Below are 15,582 nucleotides of genomic sequence, written 5' to 3'. Positions count from 1 at the left end.
ATCGTCGTATTTTTCGGACGCCCGTAACCTGTCCGTTTTCTACCGCTGTTTCCATAAAACTCATGTCACTCTCACCGGCGACACCCTTCAGCGTGCTGACGGACCTCCCGGCCGAATGGACTCCTCGCATACGATGGGCACGCGGCGGGTGTATCCGCCCGCGAGCAAGGAGCCAGAAACCAGTCGCCCGGTCCGCCCAGGCAAGGAGCCAGCCCACGTGTCCGTCTTCGACAAGATCCTGCGTGCAGGCGAAGGAAAGATCCTTCGCAAGCTCTCCAAGATCGCAGAACAGGTCAACTCCATCGAAGAGGACTTCGTCAATCTGACGGACGCCGAGCTGCGCGCGCTCACCGACGAGTTCCGGGAGCGCCTCGCGGACGGCGAGAAGCTGGACGACATCCTCCCCGAGGCCTTCGCCGCCGTGCGGGAGGCCGCCAAGCGCACGCTCGGCCAGCGTCATTACGACGTGCAGCTGATGGGCGGCGCGGCCCTGCACTTCGGCTACGTCGCCGAGATGCGCACCGGTGAAGGCAAGACCCTGGTCGGCACGCTGCCGACCTACCTCAACGCGCTCACCGGCAAGGGCGTCCACCTGATCACCACCAACGACTACCTCGCCGAGCGCGACTCGGAGTGGATGGGCCGGGTGCACCGGTTCCTGGGCCTCGAGGTCGGCTGCATCCTGGCGAACATGCCGCCCGCCGAGCGCCGTCAGCAGTACAACTGCGACATCACCTACGGCACCAACAACGAGTTCGGCTTCGACTACCTGCGCGACAACATGGCGTGGTCGAAGGACGAACTGGTGCAGCGCGGGCACAACTTCGCGGTCGTCGACGAGGTCGACTCGATCCTGATCGACGAGGCTCGGACCCCGCTGATCATCTCCGGCCCGGCGGACGCCGCCACCAAGTGGTACGCCGACTTCGCCAAGATGGTGCAGCGCCTCAAGATCGACCGCGACTACGAGGTCGACGAGAAGAAGCGCACCGTCGGCATCCTGGAGGTCGGTGTCACCCGGGTCGAGGACTACCTGGGCATCGAGAACCTCTACGACGTCTCCAACACCCCGCTGGTCGGGTTCCTCAACAACGCCATCAAGGCCAAAGAGCTCTACAAGGCGGACAAGGACTACGTCGTCATGAACGGCGAAGTCATGATCGTCGACGAGCACACCGGCCGTATCCTCGCCGGCCGTCGCTACAACGAGGGCATGCACCAGGCGATCGAGGCCAAGGAGGGGGTGGAGGTCCAGAACGAGAACCAGACCCTGGCCACCATCACCCTGCAGAACTTCTTCCGCCTCTACGAGAAGCTCTCCGGCATGACCGGTACCGCGACGACCGAGGCGGCCGAGTTCCACCAGATCTACAAGCTGGGCGTCGTCCCGATCCCGACCAACAAGCCGCCGCTGCGCATCGACCAGGCGGACCTGATCTACAAGTCGGAGCCGGCCAAGTTCGCCGCGGTCGTCGAGGACATTGTCGTCAAGCACGAGAAGGGCCAGCCGGTCCTGGTCGGCACCACCTCGGTCGAGAAGTCCGAGTACCTCTCGCAGGAGCTGCGCAAGCGCGGTGTCCAGCACGAGGTGCTGAACGCGAAGAACCACGAGCGCGAGGCGCAGGTCGTCGCGCAGGCCGGTCGCAAGGGCTCGGTCACCGTGGCCACCAACATGGCCGGTCGTGGCACCGACATCATGCTCGGCGGCAACCCGGAGCACCTGGCCGCGGCCGAGCTGGCGCAGCGCGGGCTCTCCCCGGTGGACACCCCCGAGGAGTACGAGGCCGCGTGGGGCTCCGCGCTGGACAAGGCCAAGGAGGCCGTCAAGGCCGAGCAGGAGGAGGTCCAGGACCTGGGCGGCCTCTACGTGTTGGGCACCGAGCGCCACGAGTCGCGCCGCATCGACAACCAGCTGCGCGGTCGTTCCGGCCGTCAGGGCGACCCGGGCGAGTCCCGCTTCTACCTGTCGCTGGGCGACGACCTGATGCGCCTCTTCAAGGCCGGCATGGTCGAGCGCGTGCTGTCCATGGCCAACGTGCCCGAGGACGTGCCGATCGAGTCGAAGATGGTCACCCGCGCGATCGCGTCCGCGCAGACGCAGGTCGAGCAGCAGAACTTCGAGATCCGCAAGAACGTCCTCAAGTACGACGAGGTCCTGAACCGTCAGCGCGAGGTCATCTACGGCGAGCGCCGCCGCGTCCTCGAGGGCGAGGACCTGCACGAGCAGGTCGACCACTTCATGGACGACACCGTCGACGCGTACATCAGTGACGCGACGTCGGAGGGCTTCGCCGAGGAGTGGGACTGGGAGAAGCTCTGGACCGCGATGGCCCAGCTGTACCCGATCAGCCTGAAGATCGAGGACTTCGAGGACGAGACCGGCGACCGCTCCAGCGTCACCGCCGACGAGCTGGCGGACGCGGTCAAGGAGGACATCCACGCCAAGTACGTCGAGCGCGAGGACCAGCTCGGCGAGACGGTCATGCGTGAGCTGGAGCGCCGGGTGGTGCTCTCGGTGCTGGACCGTCGCTGGCGCGAGCACCTCTACGAGATGGACTACCTCCAGGAGGGCATCGGCATGCGCGCCCTCGCGCAGCGCGACCCGCTGGTGGAGTACCAGCGTGAGGGCTTCGACATGTTCAACGCGATGATGGACGGGATCAAGGAGGAGTCGGTCTCCTACCTGTTCAACCTCGACGTCCAGGTCGAGCAGCAGGTCGAGGAGGTCCCGGTCGAGGAGGCCGCGCCGGTCGACGCGGTGATGGCGGGCGGTGCCGCCGGGCAGCAGCACGTCGAGATCCGCGCGAAGGGCCTGGATGCGCCGCAGCGTCCGGACCGCCTGCACTACAAGGCGCCGACGATGGACACGGCGGACGGCGTGGTCGAGACGGACATCGACATCGACGCGGACGTCGACGACGAGACCGAGGTCGGCGACGGCCTCACCCGCGCCGAGCGCCGCAAGGCCGCGAAGGGCGGCCGTCGCCGCAAGAAGTAGTTGCACTACTAGGGGCGCGAGGAACTGCGCGAGCAGCCACCCTGTGGGGGTGGCACTGCTCGTTCGGCGAGTCACCACCAAGGGTGGCTTGTCGCGCAGTTCCCCGCGCCCCTTGGTGTTGCACCTGCCTGCGGCGGCAAGGCCTCCGCCTGGTCGCGCCCGCGCGGCGGAGCCGCCGTTCGGCAGAGCCCCGCGCCCCTTCGTGCTGCACCTGCCTGCGGCGGCAAGGCCTCCGCCTGGTCGCGCCCGCGCGGCGGAGCCGCCGTTCGGCAGAGCCCCGCGCCCCTTCGTGCTGCAACTGACCCTTCGTGCACAGGTTCTGGTCACCACCGGGACTCCAGGGCGGTGAAGCGCCAGGTGGCGAGCTGGCTGCGGGTGAGGGCGCGGCATTCGAGGCGGAAGGCGAGGGTCTCGGTGCGGTCGCCGACGCGGACCAGGGCGGTGACCTCCAGGACGTCTCTGCGCGGTGCGGAGTCGAAGACCCGCTGCAGGACAGGGACCGCGCCCTCGCCGCGCAGCGCGCCGAGCGCACGCAGCGTGCGGACGCGGTCGTAGACGTCCTCCGTCGCGAAGGCGAGCAACTGCTCCACCGGGCGGCGACCGGTGACCACCTCCAGCAGGCGTTGTGCGTACGCCGCCGCGAGGCGATGGTGCGGGGTGGTCCCCGGGACCGGCGGCCGGCCTGCCGCGTGGGTCGCTCGGGTCGCGCTCAGGCTGTGGATCCGGCCGAGGCGGACCGTCGGGGCGGCGGTCGTCGCGTGGTGGGGTGTCGCGGGCGTGGCGGTCGTCATGGGGCACCTCCGTGGCGTGGTGGGGAACTCGCGACCAGTGCTAATGCCGGGCACTGACAAGGACAAGCAGCCCTGCAACCCCGAGACCGCTTCGGGAAGATTCACTTATCCGAGTGATTCACCCGCCCTGACCTGCAACGACGGGTGCGCGTCGAGCTAAGGGCCGGTCACTGGGTGCGACGAAAAGCCACTCGATCGGTTACGCTGCGCGATCACCGCCGTGGCGTCCCGTTGACCGCTTATCCTGACCTCAGATCTCTCTCCTCCTCCCGGATCCGGAGCGCCAGCGATGCGCGTGTACGTGCCTCTCACCCTGAACGGACTCGCGCAGGCGCACGCCGACGGCGTCGTCGCCCCCGCCCCGCTGCGCGCCTACGCGGTCACCCCGGCGCTGCGCGAGTGGTACCTCAGCGACGACATCGAGGAGTTGGAGTACGCCGCGCTGATCCGCGCCGCGCAGGCCTCGTTGCGGCTGGTGGCCGCGGACGACGCAGCACCCCGGCGTCGGGTCGTGGTCGCTGCGGACGTGCCGGATGCGACGGTCACGCTGCAGGTCCAGGCGGAGCACGAGGACGCCGCCTCCCTCGGTGCGGTGCTGCTGGGCGAGCCGCTGGCGCTGGCGAAGGCCGCGTCGGTGCACGCGGACGACGACGATGCCGAGGTGGTCGAGGACGTCGCCGCCGCTGCCGCCGCGCTCGCGGCGGCGGACACGGGGGACGAGGACGCCCGGTTCACCGTCGACGGCGCCGAGGACCACGAGCTGCTCTGGTACGCGACGCAGGAGATCCCGGGACTGCTGGCCTGAGCACCCCTGGGCGCCCTGAGCGGACGTCTGTCAGAGGTGGGAGATAACGTGCAGAGCATGCACGCACAGCACGCACAGCACGCTCACATCGTCTGGGACTGGAACGGAACCCTCTTCGACGACATCGACGCCGTCGTCGGGGCGAGCAACGCCGCCTTCGCGGAGCTCGACGCGTTGCCGCCGTTGAGCGTGGCCGAGTACCGGGAGTGGTACCGGATCCCGGTGATCGAGTGCTATGCCGACCGGCTGGGCCGGATGCCCTCCCAGACGGAGTGGGAGCGGATGGACGCTGTCTTCCACGCGCACTACACGGCCCGCCGGGACGCATGCGGGCTGACCACCGGTGCGCTGGAGATACTCCGCGCCCGGCCGTCGCAGTCGCTGCTGTCGATGTACGGGCACACCGAACTCGTGCCACTGGTGCGGAGCTTCGGGATCGAGGGCCACTTCCGCCGGGTGGACGGTCGCGACGGCACGTCCGGTACGAGCGGCAAGGGCCAGTATCTGGTCCGCCATCTCGCCGCGTTGGCGGCCGAGTCGGCCTCGGTGGACCTGGCGCGCACGGTGCTGATCGGCGATGTGCCGGACGATGCGGCGGCGGCTGCCGAGGCGGGCATCAAGGCCGTGCTCTTCACCGGCGGAGCCGGTTCCCGGCGTGAGTTGTCGCGCGTGGGGGTGCCGGTTGCCGACACTCTGGCTGAGGCGGTGGCCCAGGCGGAGGCCCTGTGCGCATGATGACTGCATGTCAGATATGTATGCAAACGGCCCCATCCCGGGCGCTCTGGGCGCTCCGGGCATCGACGGCGTCACCCGGGTCCCCGCGCCGCTGAACGAGCCGGTGCACGGCTACGCGCCGGGCAGCCCCGAGCGGGCCCGGCTGGTGGCGAAGCTGGACGAACTCGCCGCGGCCAAGGACACCCCGCTGACCATGACGATCGGCGGAGCCCAGCGCCTGGGCGGCGGCGAGCGGATCGACGTGGTGCAGCCGCACCACCGCTCCGCGCGCCTGGGGGTGTTGGGCAACGCCACCACCGAGGACGTCGGTCGGGCGGTGGACGCTGCGTTGAAGGCCGCTCCCGCCTGGCGGGCGCTCTCCTTCGACGACCGGGCGGCGGTCTTTCTCAAGGCTGCCGACCTGCTGGCGGGGCCGTGGCGGGAGACGGTCGCGGCGGCGACGATGCTCGGGCAGTCGAAGACGGCGCAGCAGGCCGAGATCGACGCACCCTGCGAGCTGGTGGACTTCTGGCGCTGGAACGTCCACTTCGCCCGGCAGGTGCTGGCCGAGCAGCCGGTCTCCTCGCCCGGCGTGTGGAACCGGGCCGACCATCGGCCGCTGGAGGGCTTCGTCTGCGCGATCACGCCGTTCAACTTCACGGCGATCGCGGGCAACCTGCCGACCGCGCCCGCGCTCATGGGCAACACCGTGGTCTGGAAGCCCTCGCCGACACAGACGCTCTCCGCCTGGTACGTGATGCGGGTACTGGAGGAGGCCGGGCTGCCGCCCGGCGTGATCAACATGGTGACCGGGGACGGCGGGGCGGTCTCCGAGGTGGCGCTGGCCCATCGGGCGCTGGCCGGGATCCACTTCACCGGCTCGACCGGGACGTTCCAGCAGCTGTGGCAGCAGGTCGGCCGGAACATCGCCGGCTACGCCGCCTACCCGCGGCTGGTCGGCGAGACCGGCGGCAAGGACTTCGTCCTCGCCCACCCCAGCGCCGACCTCGCCGTGCTCCGGACCGCGCTGGTCCGCGGAGCCTTCGAGTACCAGGGGCAGAAGTGCTCGGCCGCCTCCCGCGCCTATCTGCCGCGGAGTGTGTGGCGCGCGATCAAGGAGGATCTGCTCGACGAGGTGCGGTCCCTGGCGGTGGGCGATGTGTCCGACCTGTCCAACTTCATGGGAGCGCTGATCGACGACCGCGCCTATGCCAAGAACGCCGGTGCGATCGCCCGGGCGCGCGACGACCACAGCCTCGACGTCGTCGTCGGCGGCCACCACGACGACGCCATCGGCTGGTTCGTCGGCCCGACCGTGATCACGTCGTCGGACCCGCGCCACGAGATCTTCGCGACCGAGTACTTCGGGCCGATCCTCGCGGTCCACGTCTACGAGGACTCACGCTGGGAACAGACGATGGACCTGGTCGACACCGCCGCGCCCTATGCGCTGACCGGCTCGGTGATCGCCCAGGACCGGGCCGCGATCGCCCGCGCCACCGCCCGACTCCGGTTCGCAGCCGGGAACTTCTACGTCAACGACAAGCCGACCGGAGCCGTCGTCGGCCAGCAACCCTTCGGCGGAGGAAGGGCGTCGGGCACCAACGACAAGGCCGGCGCGGCGCAGAATCTGCTCCGTTGGACGTCCACCCGGTCCATCAAGGAGACCTTCGTGCCGCCCACCGATCACCGCTATCCGCACATGGGGTGAACCGTCGCGAATCTGCCCTTGGACAAGTCGTACAGCGAGTACCAAAGATCGTGACGTAGTGCACCGATCCGGCCCCTGACAGTGTCTCTTACCCCAGTTAGGCTCGAGCGGAACCACCAAGGCTTGCCCGACCATCCCGTCCAATGGGGGAAGATAGGGACAGACCCGGTGGATCAAGAACAAACCGCACATCCGTACCGTGCCACCCACCGAGTCACGCAACGGCGCGCGACAGGAGCCAAATAGTCATGCAGACCCAGCTGGATGCAGCGAAGGCCGAACTGCTCAGCAAGGCGGCTCAGGGAGAGGCGCTCGGCAACGGCGCCCTTGCCTCGTACCTGAAGCACTACTACCTGCACACGGCCCCCGAAGACCTGCTCGACCGCGACCCGGTCGACGTCTACGGGGCGGCGGCTTCCCATCACCGACTCGCAGCCAAGCGCCCGCAGGGCGCCGTCGAGGTCCGGGTCTACACCCCGAGCGCCGAGGAAAACGGCTGGTCCTGCGGCCACACCGTGGTCGAGATCGTCACCGACGACATGCCGTTCCTGGTCGACTCGGTCACCCAGGAGCTGACCCGCCAGGACCGCGGCATCCACACGGTGATCCACCCGCAGCTGCTGGTCCGCCGTGACATCACCGGCAAGCTGATCGAGGTCCTCGACGCCGACGCCTGCACGACGGCCGAGCGCCCGGCCGACGCGCTGGTCGAGTCGTGGATGCACATCGAGATCGACCGCGAGACCGACCGCGACGACCTGCACGCCATCGAGAACGACCTGCGCCGCGTCCTCGGTGACGTCCGCGAGGTCGTCGAGGACTGGGGCAAGATGCGCGAGTCCGCGCTGCGCCTCTCCGACGAGCTCCAGCAGACCCCGCCCACCGGCCTGGGCGAGCAGGAGGTCGCCGAGACCTGGGACCTGCTGCGCTGGCTCGCCGACGACCACTTCACCTTCCTCGGCTACCGCGAGTACGACCTGGTGCAGACCCCGGACGGCGAGGACGCGCTGCACGCGGTCGCCGGCACCGGCCTCGGCATCCTGCGCTCCGACCCGAAGGCCGGCGACTCCTCCTCCTTCGGCCGCCTGACCGCGCCGGCCCGCGCCAAGGCCCGCGAGCAGAAGCTGCTGGTGCTGACCAAGGCCAACAGCCGCGCCACCGTGCACCGCCCGTCGTACCTGGACTACGTCGGCATCAAGAAGTTCGACGCCCAGGGCAACGTCGTCGGCGAGCGTCGCTTCCTCGGTCTGCTTTCCGCCGCCGCCTACACCGATTCGGTCAACCGGGTCCCGGTGGCCCGCCGCAAGGTGAAGGAGGTGCTGGCCGAGTCGGGCTTCAGCCCGGAGAGCCACGACGGCCGCGACCTGCTGCAGATCCTGGAGACCTACCCGCGCGACGAGCTCTTCCAGACCCCGGTCGCCGAACTGCTCTCCATCGCCCACTCGGTGCTGTACCTGCAGGAGCGCCGCAAGCTCCGTCTCTTCCTGCGCCAGGACGAGTACGGCCGATACTTCTCCGCGCTGGTCTACCTGCCGCGTGACCGCTACACCACCCGCGTCCGGCTGCGTCTGATGGACCAGCTGATGCAGGAGCTTGGCGGCTCCGCGATCGACTACACCGCCTGGAACACCGAGTCGGTGCTGGCCCGGCTCCACTTCGTGATCCGCGTCCCGGCCGGCAGCGAGCTGCCGCACTTGACCGACGCCGACATCGAGCGGCTGGAGGCCAAGCTGGCCGAGACCGCCCGCTCCTGGGCGGACGGCTTCAGCGAGGTGCTGGTCCGCGAGTGCGGCGAGGAGCGTGCCGCCGAGGCCGCGCGCCGCTACAACAACGCCTTCCCCGACGGCTACCGCGCCGACTTCACCCCGGCCACCGGCGTGGCCGACCTGCGCCAGCTGGAGTCGCTGACCGGCCCGGGCGACTTCCGGCTCAACCTCTACCAGCCGGTCGACGCCGAGGGCGACGAGCGCCGCTTCAAGATCTACTGGGAGGGCGGTTCGGTCTCGCTGACCGAGGTGCTGCCCGTCCTGTCGCGCCTGGGCGTCGAGGTGCTCGACGAGCACCCCTACGAACTGCGCCGCACCGACGGCTCGGTGGCCTGGGTCTACGACTTCGGCCTGAGGCTGCGTGCTGAGATCGCCGACACCATCACCGACGAGAGCCGCGAGCGGTTCCAGGAGGCCTTCGCCGCCGTCTGGACCGGCAAGGCCGAGAACGACGGCTTCAACTCCCTCGTCCTGCGCGCCGGTCTGAGCTGGCGTCAGGCGATGGTGCTGCGCTCCTACGCCAAGTACCTGCGCCAGGCCGGTGTCGCCTTCTCGCAGGACTACATGGAGGACGCGCTCCTCAACAACGTCCACGTCACCCGCCTGCTGGTGAACCTCTTCGAGGCCCGCCTGTCCCCGGCCCACACGCACAGCGCGGCCGAGCTGACCGAGGGCATCCTGGAGGAGCTGGCCGGTGCCCTGGACCAGGTCGTCAGCCTGGACGAGGACCGCATCCTGCGCTCCTTCCTCTCGTTGATCAAGGCCACCCTGCGCACCAACTTCTTCCAGCGCGACGAGACCGGCGCGCCGCACGCCTACGTGTCGAAGAAGTTCGACCCGCAGGCCATCCCGGACCTGCCGGCCCCGCGTCCGGCCTTCGAGATCTGGGTCTACTCGCCGCAGGTCGAGGGTGTGCATCTGCGCTTCGGCAAGGTCGCCCGAGGCGGTCTGCGCTGGTCCGACCGTCGTGAGGACTTCCGCACCGAGATCCTCGGCCTGGTCAAGGCGCAGATGGTGAAGAACACCGTCATCGTGCCGGTCGGTTCCAAGGGCGGCTTCTTCGCCAAGCAGCTGCCGGACCCGACGGTCGACCGCCAGGCGTGGATGGAGGAGGGCATCTCCTCGTACAAGACCTTCATCTCCGGTCTGCTCGACATCACCGACAACCTGGTCGCGGGCGAGGTCGTCCCGCCGAAGGACGTGGTCCGCCACGACGCCGACGACACGTACCTGGTCGTCGCCGCCGACAAGGGCACCGCGACCTTCTCCGACATCGCCAACGGCGTGGCGGGCGAGTACGGCTTCTGGCTGGGCGACGCGTTCGCCTCCGGCGGCTCGGCCGGGTACGACCACAAGGGCATGGGCATCACCGCCCGCGGCGCCTGGGAGTCGGTCGAGCGCCACTTCCGCGAGCTGGGTCACGACACCCAGGCGGAGGACTTCACCGTCGTCGGCATCGGCGACATGTCCGGCGACGTGTTCGGCAACGGCATGCTGCTCAGCGAGCACATCCGGCTGGTGGCCGCGTTCGACCACCGCCACATCTTCGTCGACCCGAACCCGGACGCGGCGAGCTCCTTCGCCGAGCGCAAGCGGATGTTCGACCTGCCGCGCAGCTCCTGGGAGGACTACAACACCGAGCTGGTCTCGGCCGGTGGCGGCGTCTTCTCGCGCCGGGCCAAGTCGATCACCATCACCGCGCAGATGCGCGAGGCGCTGGGCATCGAGGCGGGCGTCTCCCGGATGACCCCGGCCGAGCTGATGAAGGCGATCCTGCTCGCCCCGGTCGACCTGCTGTGGAACGGCGGCATCGGCACCTACGTCAAGTCGACTGCTGAGAACAACGCCGAGGTCGGCGACAAGGCCAACGACGCCATCCGCGTCAACGGCGGCGACCTGCGGGTCAAGGTCTTCGGCGAGGGCGGCAACCTGGGCGCGACCCAGCTCGGCCGCATCGAGTTCGCGTCGCTGGGCAACAGCGGCGAGGGCGGCAAGGTCAACACCGACGCCATCGACAACTCGGCGGGTGTGGACACCTCGGACCACGAGGTCAACATCAAGATCCTGCTCAACCAGATCGTCAACGACGGTGACATGACGGTCAAGCAGCGCAACACCCTGCTGGCCGAGATGACCGACGAGGTCGGCGAGCACGTCCTGACGAACAACTACGCGCAGAACGTGGCCCTGGCCAACGCGGTGGCGCAGGCGCCGAGCATGCTCAACGTGCACCAGCGGCTGATGCGCAAGCTCGCCGGCGACGGCCACCTCAACCGGGAGCTGGAGTTCCTGCCGTCCGGCCCGCAGATCCGCGAGCGCGCGGCGGCCGGGCGCGGCCTGACCCAGCCGGAGCTGGCGGTCCTGCTCGCCTACATGAAGATCACCCTGGCCGACGAGATCCTGGCCTCGGACCTGCCGGACGACCCGTACCTGCGCGGCAAGCTGCACCGCTACTTCCCGCCGCAGCTGCAGCAGAGGTTCGAGAGCCAGATCGACGCGCACGCGCTGCGCCGGGAGATCATCACCACGGTCGTGGTCAACGAGACCATCAACCGCGGCGGCATGTCCTTCGCCTTCCGCCTCCGTGAGGAGACGGGTGCGACCTTCGAGGAGATCGTCCGCACGCACACCGCGGCCCGCGCGATCTTCGACCTGAAGGGCATCTGGCAGGCCATCGAGGCCCTGGACAACCAGGTCCCGGCGGATGTCCAGACGCGGATGCGCCTGCACGCCCGCCGCCTGGTCGAGCGTGCCACCCGCTGGCTGCTCAACAACCGCCGTCAGCCGCTGGACATCCAGGAGACCATCGACGTCTTCCGCGAGCGGGTCCGCCTGGTCTGGGGCAAGCTGCCGGAGCTGCTCCAGGGCTCGGACCGGCAGTGGTTCGAGCGGGTGCGCGACGAACTGCTGGAGTCGGACGTCCCGGAGGAGCTGGCGGTCAAGATCGCCGGTCTCTCCTCGGCCTTCCCGACGCTCGACATCATCGAGACGGCGGACCGAACCGGTGCCGACGTCCTGGACGTCGCGGAGATCTACTACGACCTCGGCTCGCGCCTGCAGATCGCCGAGCTGCTGGACCGGATCGTCGAACTGCCGCGTACCGACCGGTGGCAGTCGATGGCCCGTGCGGCGATCCGCGAGGACCTCTTCGCGGCCCACGCCACGCTCACCGCGGACCTGCTGGCCCACGGCGAGCCCGGCGCGACCCCGGAGCAGCGCTTCCAGGCCTGGTCCGACTCCAACGCCACGCTGGTCAACCGGGCCCGGACGACGCTCGACGACATAAGGACGTCGGAGTCGTACGACCTGGCCAACCTCAGCGTCGCGATGCGGGTCATCCGCACGCTGCTGCGGACCGGGTCGATGCGCTGAGCAGTGATGGACTGACGCACTGAGTGCGTGAACGTGTGGGGCCCGCGGCGAATCGCCGCGGGCCCCACACGTCTTTTCGGGAAGACCGGTGCAGCCAGAACCCGAGCCAGAACCGAGCCCGAACCTGATCCCGGGCCTGAGCAGAACGCGCAGAAAGCCGAGTTATGCGCACTGCGCCGACTTAATCGCGAAACATGGATGTCACCTGCTCGCAGCCTTAGCGTCATAGCCCTCAGAACGATGGCGAGGACGAAAGGAGCGGGGCGCGATGGCAGCGGGAATTGAACTCGCCAATGTGACAAGGCGCTTCACGTCGCCGACCGGCAAAGTGTTCACGGCGATCCGCGAGGTGAACTTCACCGTGGAACCGGGGCAGTTTTGCGCCGTGGTAGGCCCTTCGGGCTGTGGCAAGTCGACAACTCTGGGCATGGTGGCGGGTCTGGACAAGCCGAGTGTCGGCTCGGTACGGGTGGACGGCGCCGAGGTCGACGGGATCACCTCGGGTGTCAGCTTCATGTTCCAGCAGGACGCCCTGCTGCCGTGGAAGACGGTGCTCGACAACGTGGCCCTCGGCCCGGTCTTCCGCGGCGTGGGCAAGAAGCAGGCGCAGGCCGCCGCGCGTGACTGGTTGCGCCGGGTGGGCCTGAAGGGCTTCGAGGACCACCACCCGCACCAGCTCTCCGGCGGTATGCGCAAGCGCGTCGCCATGGCTGCCGCGCTCATCAACGAGCCGTCGATCCTGCTCATGGACGAGCCCTTCGGCGCCCTGGACGTGCAGACCAAGGCGATGATGTCCAACGAGCTGCTGGGTCTGTGGGAGGAGCTCAAGCCCTCCGTCCTCTTCATCACGCACGACCTGGAGGAGGCGGTCGCGCTCGCCGACCGCGTGGTGGTCATGACCTCCAGCCCCGGCACGATCAAGGGGATCTACGACATCGACCTCCCCCGTCCGCGCGGCGCTGTCCAGGAGATCCGCTTCGAGCCGCGCTTCCTCGAACTCCACCACCAGATCTGGGAGTCCCTCAAGGACGAGGTGGAGCGCGCCCACGCCCGTTCCGGCCATGCCGAGTCTGCCGCGTAAGGAGACGGTCCACTCATGAACAACACATCGCAGGCAGACGGAGGGCGACTCGCACCGCCCCGGGACAACGAGCGCGGCGTCCAGTCGTCCGAGCAGGTCCAGTCCGCGCTCCGCTCGGAGATCGCCAACGACGAGGCGGCGATCAAGGCCAGGGCCGTGCGCCAGGTCCGGATGCGCAAGATCAAGGTCCGGGTGTCCCAGCTCCTGCTGGGAGTTGTGATTCTCGGCGGCTGGCAGATCCTCGCCCAGCAGAAGATCATCGACCCGTTCTTCTTCGGCACCCCCACCGGCGTCGTCTCGCAGCTGGTGGACTGGTTCGAGCACGGAACCGAGTTCGGCTCCATCTGGACGCAGATCGGCGTCACCATGGAGGAGGCCCTGCTGGGCTTTGTCTACGGCGTCCTGGCGGGCGTGGTGCTCGGCGTCGTACTCGGCCAGTTCAAGTTCCTCGCCGACGTGATCGGGCCCTACATCAAGATCGTGAACGCGGTTCCGCGCATCGTGCTCGGCTCGCTCTTCGTGGTCTGGTTGGGCCTCGGTACCCCCGCCAAGGTGCTGCTGGCCGCCGTCCTGGTCTTCTTCGTGGTGTTCTTCAACGCCTTCCAGGGCGTGCGCGAGGTCGACGTCGTCTTCCTGAACAACGCCAAGGTCCTCGGCGCCTCCCGGCTCCAGATCATCCGTCACGTGGTGCTCCCCTCGGCGCTCACCTGGATCACCGCCAGCCTCCACGTCGCCTTCGGCTTCGCCGTCATCGGTGCGATCGTCGGCGAGTTCCTCGGCGCGCAGCAGGGCCTGGGCCTGGTGATCTCCAGCGCTCAGGGGCACTTCGACCCCAACGGTGTGTTCGCCGCGATGGTGATCATCGGTGCCATCGCCCTCACCGCCGAGTTCGGCATCAGCTTCATGGAGAAGAAGCTGCTCGCCTGGCGCCCGGCCGCCCGCCAGGAGACCGCGGGCATGTGAGCCCCGCCGGTTCGTGCCCCCGTCGGTTCGTGACCTTCCGTCAGTTCGCCGGCCCCTCGGTTCGCCAGCCCCGTCGGTTCGTAAGGCCCCTTCGGTTCGCCTCCCCACCCGGCATCCCCACCCGAAAGGCAGTGACAAAGATGTCCTCCAAGAAGTTCTCCGTGAGATCCCGCCGCAACCTGGCCCTGGTGGCCGCCGGTGGTCTGCTCGGTACCCTCGGCCTGTCGGCCTGTGGCTCCTCCGGCAGCGCCGGCTCCGCGCCCGTGGTCAACGGCATGCCCACCGTCACGATGATGGTCGGCGGCATCGACAAGCAGATCTACCTGCCGTACGAGCTGGCCCAGAACCTGGGCTTCTACAAGAAGTACGGCGTCAACATGCAACTGAGCACCGAAACCCAGGGCGGGATCGGCGCCGAGGACGCGATGGCCTCCGGCCAGGTCGACTTCGCCGGTGCCTGGTACGTCCACACCTTCGACTTCCAGTCCAAGGGCAAGGACGTCATCTCCGTCGCCCAGCTGAGCGCCGCCCCCGGCGAGCGCGTGATGTGCAACAAGAACTCCGGCGTCACCACCCCCGCCGACTTCAAGGGCAAGAGCATCGGCGTCACCGACCTCGGCTCCGGGACCGACGACCTGATCCAGCAGCTGGCCTCGCACTACGGCCTCAACACCAGCGACTACCACCGGGTGGGTGTGGGCGACGGCGCGACCCTGCTCTCCTCTCTGCAGCAGGGCCGGGTGGCCTGCGCGATCACGACCCAGCCGACCGTCAACGCGGTCGAGAAGGCCGGGGCCGGTGTCTCCGTCCTTGACCTCTCCAGCCCGCAGGGCGCCACCAAGTGGCTGGGCGGCACCTGGCCCGCGGCAGCGGTGCTGGCACAGTCCGACTGGGTCAAGTCCAACCAGGCCACCGTGCAGAAGGTGGTCGACGCGCTCGTCGCGACGATGCACTGGATCCACACCCACACGGCCGCGGACATCGCCAACGAGCTGCCGCAGTCCTACGTGAGCAACGGTCTGACCTCCAAGGCGGACTACGTCTCGACCCTGCAGCAGGACCTGAGCCAGTTCCTCCCGGACGGCATGATGCCGGCGAACGGCCCGGCGACCGTCCAGACCACGGCGAAGATCGAAGGCGACAACCTCAGCGGTGTCTCCATCCCCGGCACGTACACCAACCAGTACGTGATCGCCGCGAACAAGGCGCTCGGCTTCGGCACCAACGGCTGAGCGGTAACGCGAAGCTCGTGCCATAGGGCGAGTCGCACCATCCAGGGGCGCGGGGGGGGGGGGGGGGGACCCCCGCCCCCCCCCCCCCCGGGGGGGGCGCCCCCCCCCCCGGGGGGCGACGGAGGAGCGGGGGGGGGGGGGGGGGGGCC

The 15,582-nt window shown here is 69.0% G+C and carries 9 protein-coding genes; 8 read left to right on the top strand and 1 reads right to left on the bottom strand.

Annotated features, from left to right (window positions below; genetic code table 11):
• Positions 1-217: 217 nt before the first annotated feature.
• Positions 218-2,998 (top strand): preprotein translocase subunit SecA, encoded by a 2,781-nt coding sequence (secA, locus tag ABH928_RS35170; RefSeq protein ID WP_370072801.1) that lies wholly within the window; start codon positions 218-220, stop codon positions 2,996-2,998.
• A 323-nt stretch (positions 2,999-3,321) separates the two neighbouring features.
• Here the strand turns inward: secA and ABH928_RS35165 are convergent, their stop codons facing one another.
• Positions 3,322-3,789, bottom strand: a complete 468-nt coding sequence (locus ABH928_RS35165) for an Rv3235 family protein (RefSeq protein ID WP_370072800.1) — start codon at positions 3,787-3,789, stop codon at positions 3,322-3,324.
• A 289-nt stretch (positions 3,790-4,078) separates the two neighbouring features.
• On the opposite strand from ABH928_RS35165, the gene ABH928_RS35160 reads away from it, so the two are divergent.
• The 7 genes from ABH928_RS35160 (at position 4,079) to ABH928_RS35130 (ending at position 15,433) form a co-directional block, all read left to right on the top strand.
• Positions 4,079-4,594, top strand: coding sequence for a hypothetical protein (locus ABH928_RS35160; RefSeq protein ID WP_370072799.1), 516 nt, complete (start codon positions 4,079-4,081; stop codon positions 4,592-4,594).
• A 57-nt stretch (positions 4,595-4,651) separates the two neighbouring features.
• Complete coding sequence (locus tag ABH928_RS35155; RefSeq protein ID WP_370072798.1) at positions 4,652-5,329, top strand: HAD family hydrolase; 678 nt, start codon at positions 4,652-4,654, stop codon at positions 5,327-5,329.
• Between the two features lie 61 nt (positions 5,330-5,390).
• Complete coding sequence (gene pruA, locus ABH928_RS35150; protein WP_370072812.1) at positions 5,391-7,019, top strand: L-glutamate gamma-semialdehyde dehydrogenase; 1,629 nt, start codon at positions 5,391-5,393, stop codon at positions 7,017-7,019.
• Positions 7,020-7,267: 248 nt separating this feature from the next.
• Complete coding sequence (locus ABH928_RS35145) at positions 7,268-12,157, top strand: NAD-glutamate dehydrogenase (protein ID WP_370072797.1); 4,890 nt, start codon at positions 7,268-7,270, stop codon at positions 12,155-12,157.
• A gap of 268 nt (positions 12,158-12,425) precedes the next feature.
• On the top strand, positions 12,426-13,238 hold the full coding sequence (locus ABH928_RS35140) for an ABC transporter ATP-binding protein (protein ID WP_370072796.1): 813 nt from the start codon (positions 12,426-12,428) through the stop codon (positions 13,236-13,238).
• A 15-nt stretch (positions 13,239-13,253) separates the two neighbouring features.
• The gene (locus ABH928_RS35135) at positions 13,254-14,201 is read left to right on the top strand and encodes an ABC transporter permease (protein ID WP_370072795.1); all 948 of its coding nucleotides are present in this window, start codon (positions 13,254-13,256) and stop codon (positions 14,199-14,201) included.
• A 161-nt stretch (positions 14,202-14,362) separates the two neighbouring features.
• Positions 14,363-15,433 carry an ABC transporter substrate-binding protein gene (locus ABH928_RS35130; protein WP_370072794.1) on the top strand — a complete coding sequence of 357 codons (1,071 nt, stop codon included), beginning with the start codon at positions 14,363-14,365 and terminating at the stop codon, positions 15,431-15,433.
• Positions 15,434-15,582 lie beyond the last annotated feature (149 nt).

The sequence above is a fragment of the Streptacidiphilus sp. MAP5-3 genome (genome assembly GCF_041262505.1).
Classification (GTDB): domain Bacteria; phylum Actinomycetota; class Actinomycetes; order Streptomycetales; family Streptomycetaceae; genus Streptacidiphilus.
The sequence above is the reverse complement of the archived record's forward strand: the minus strand, read 5'-3'. Positions and strand labels throughout refer to the sequence as shown.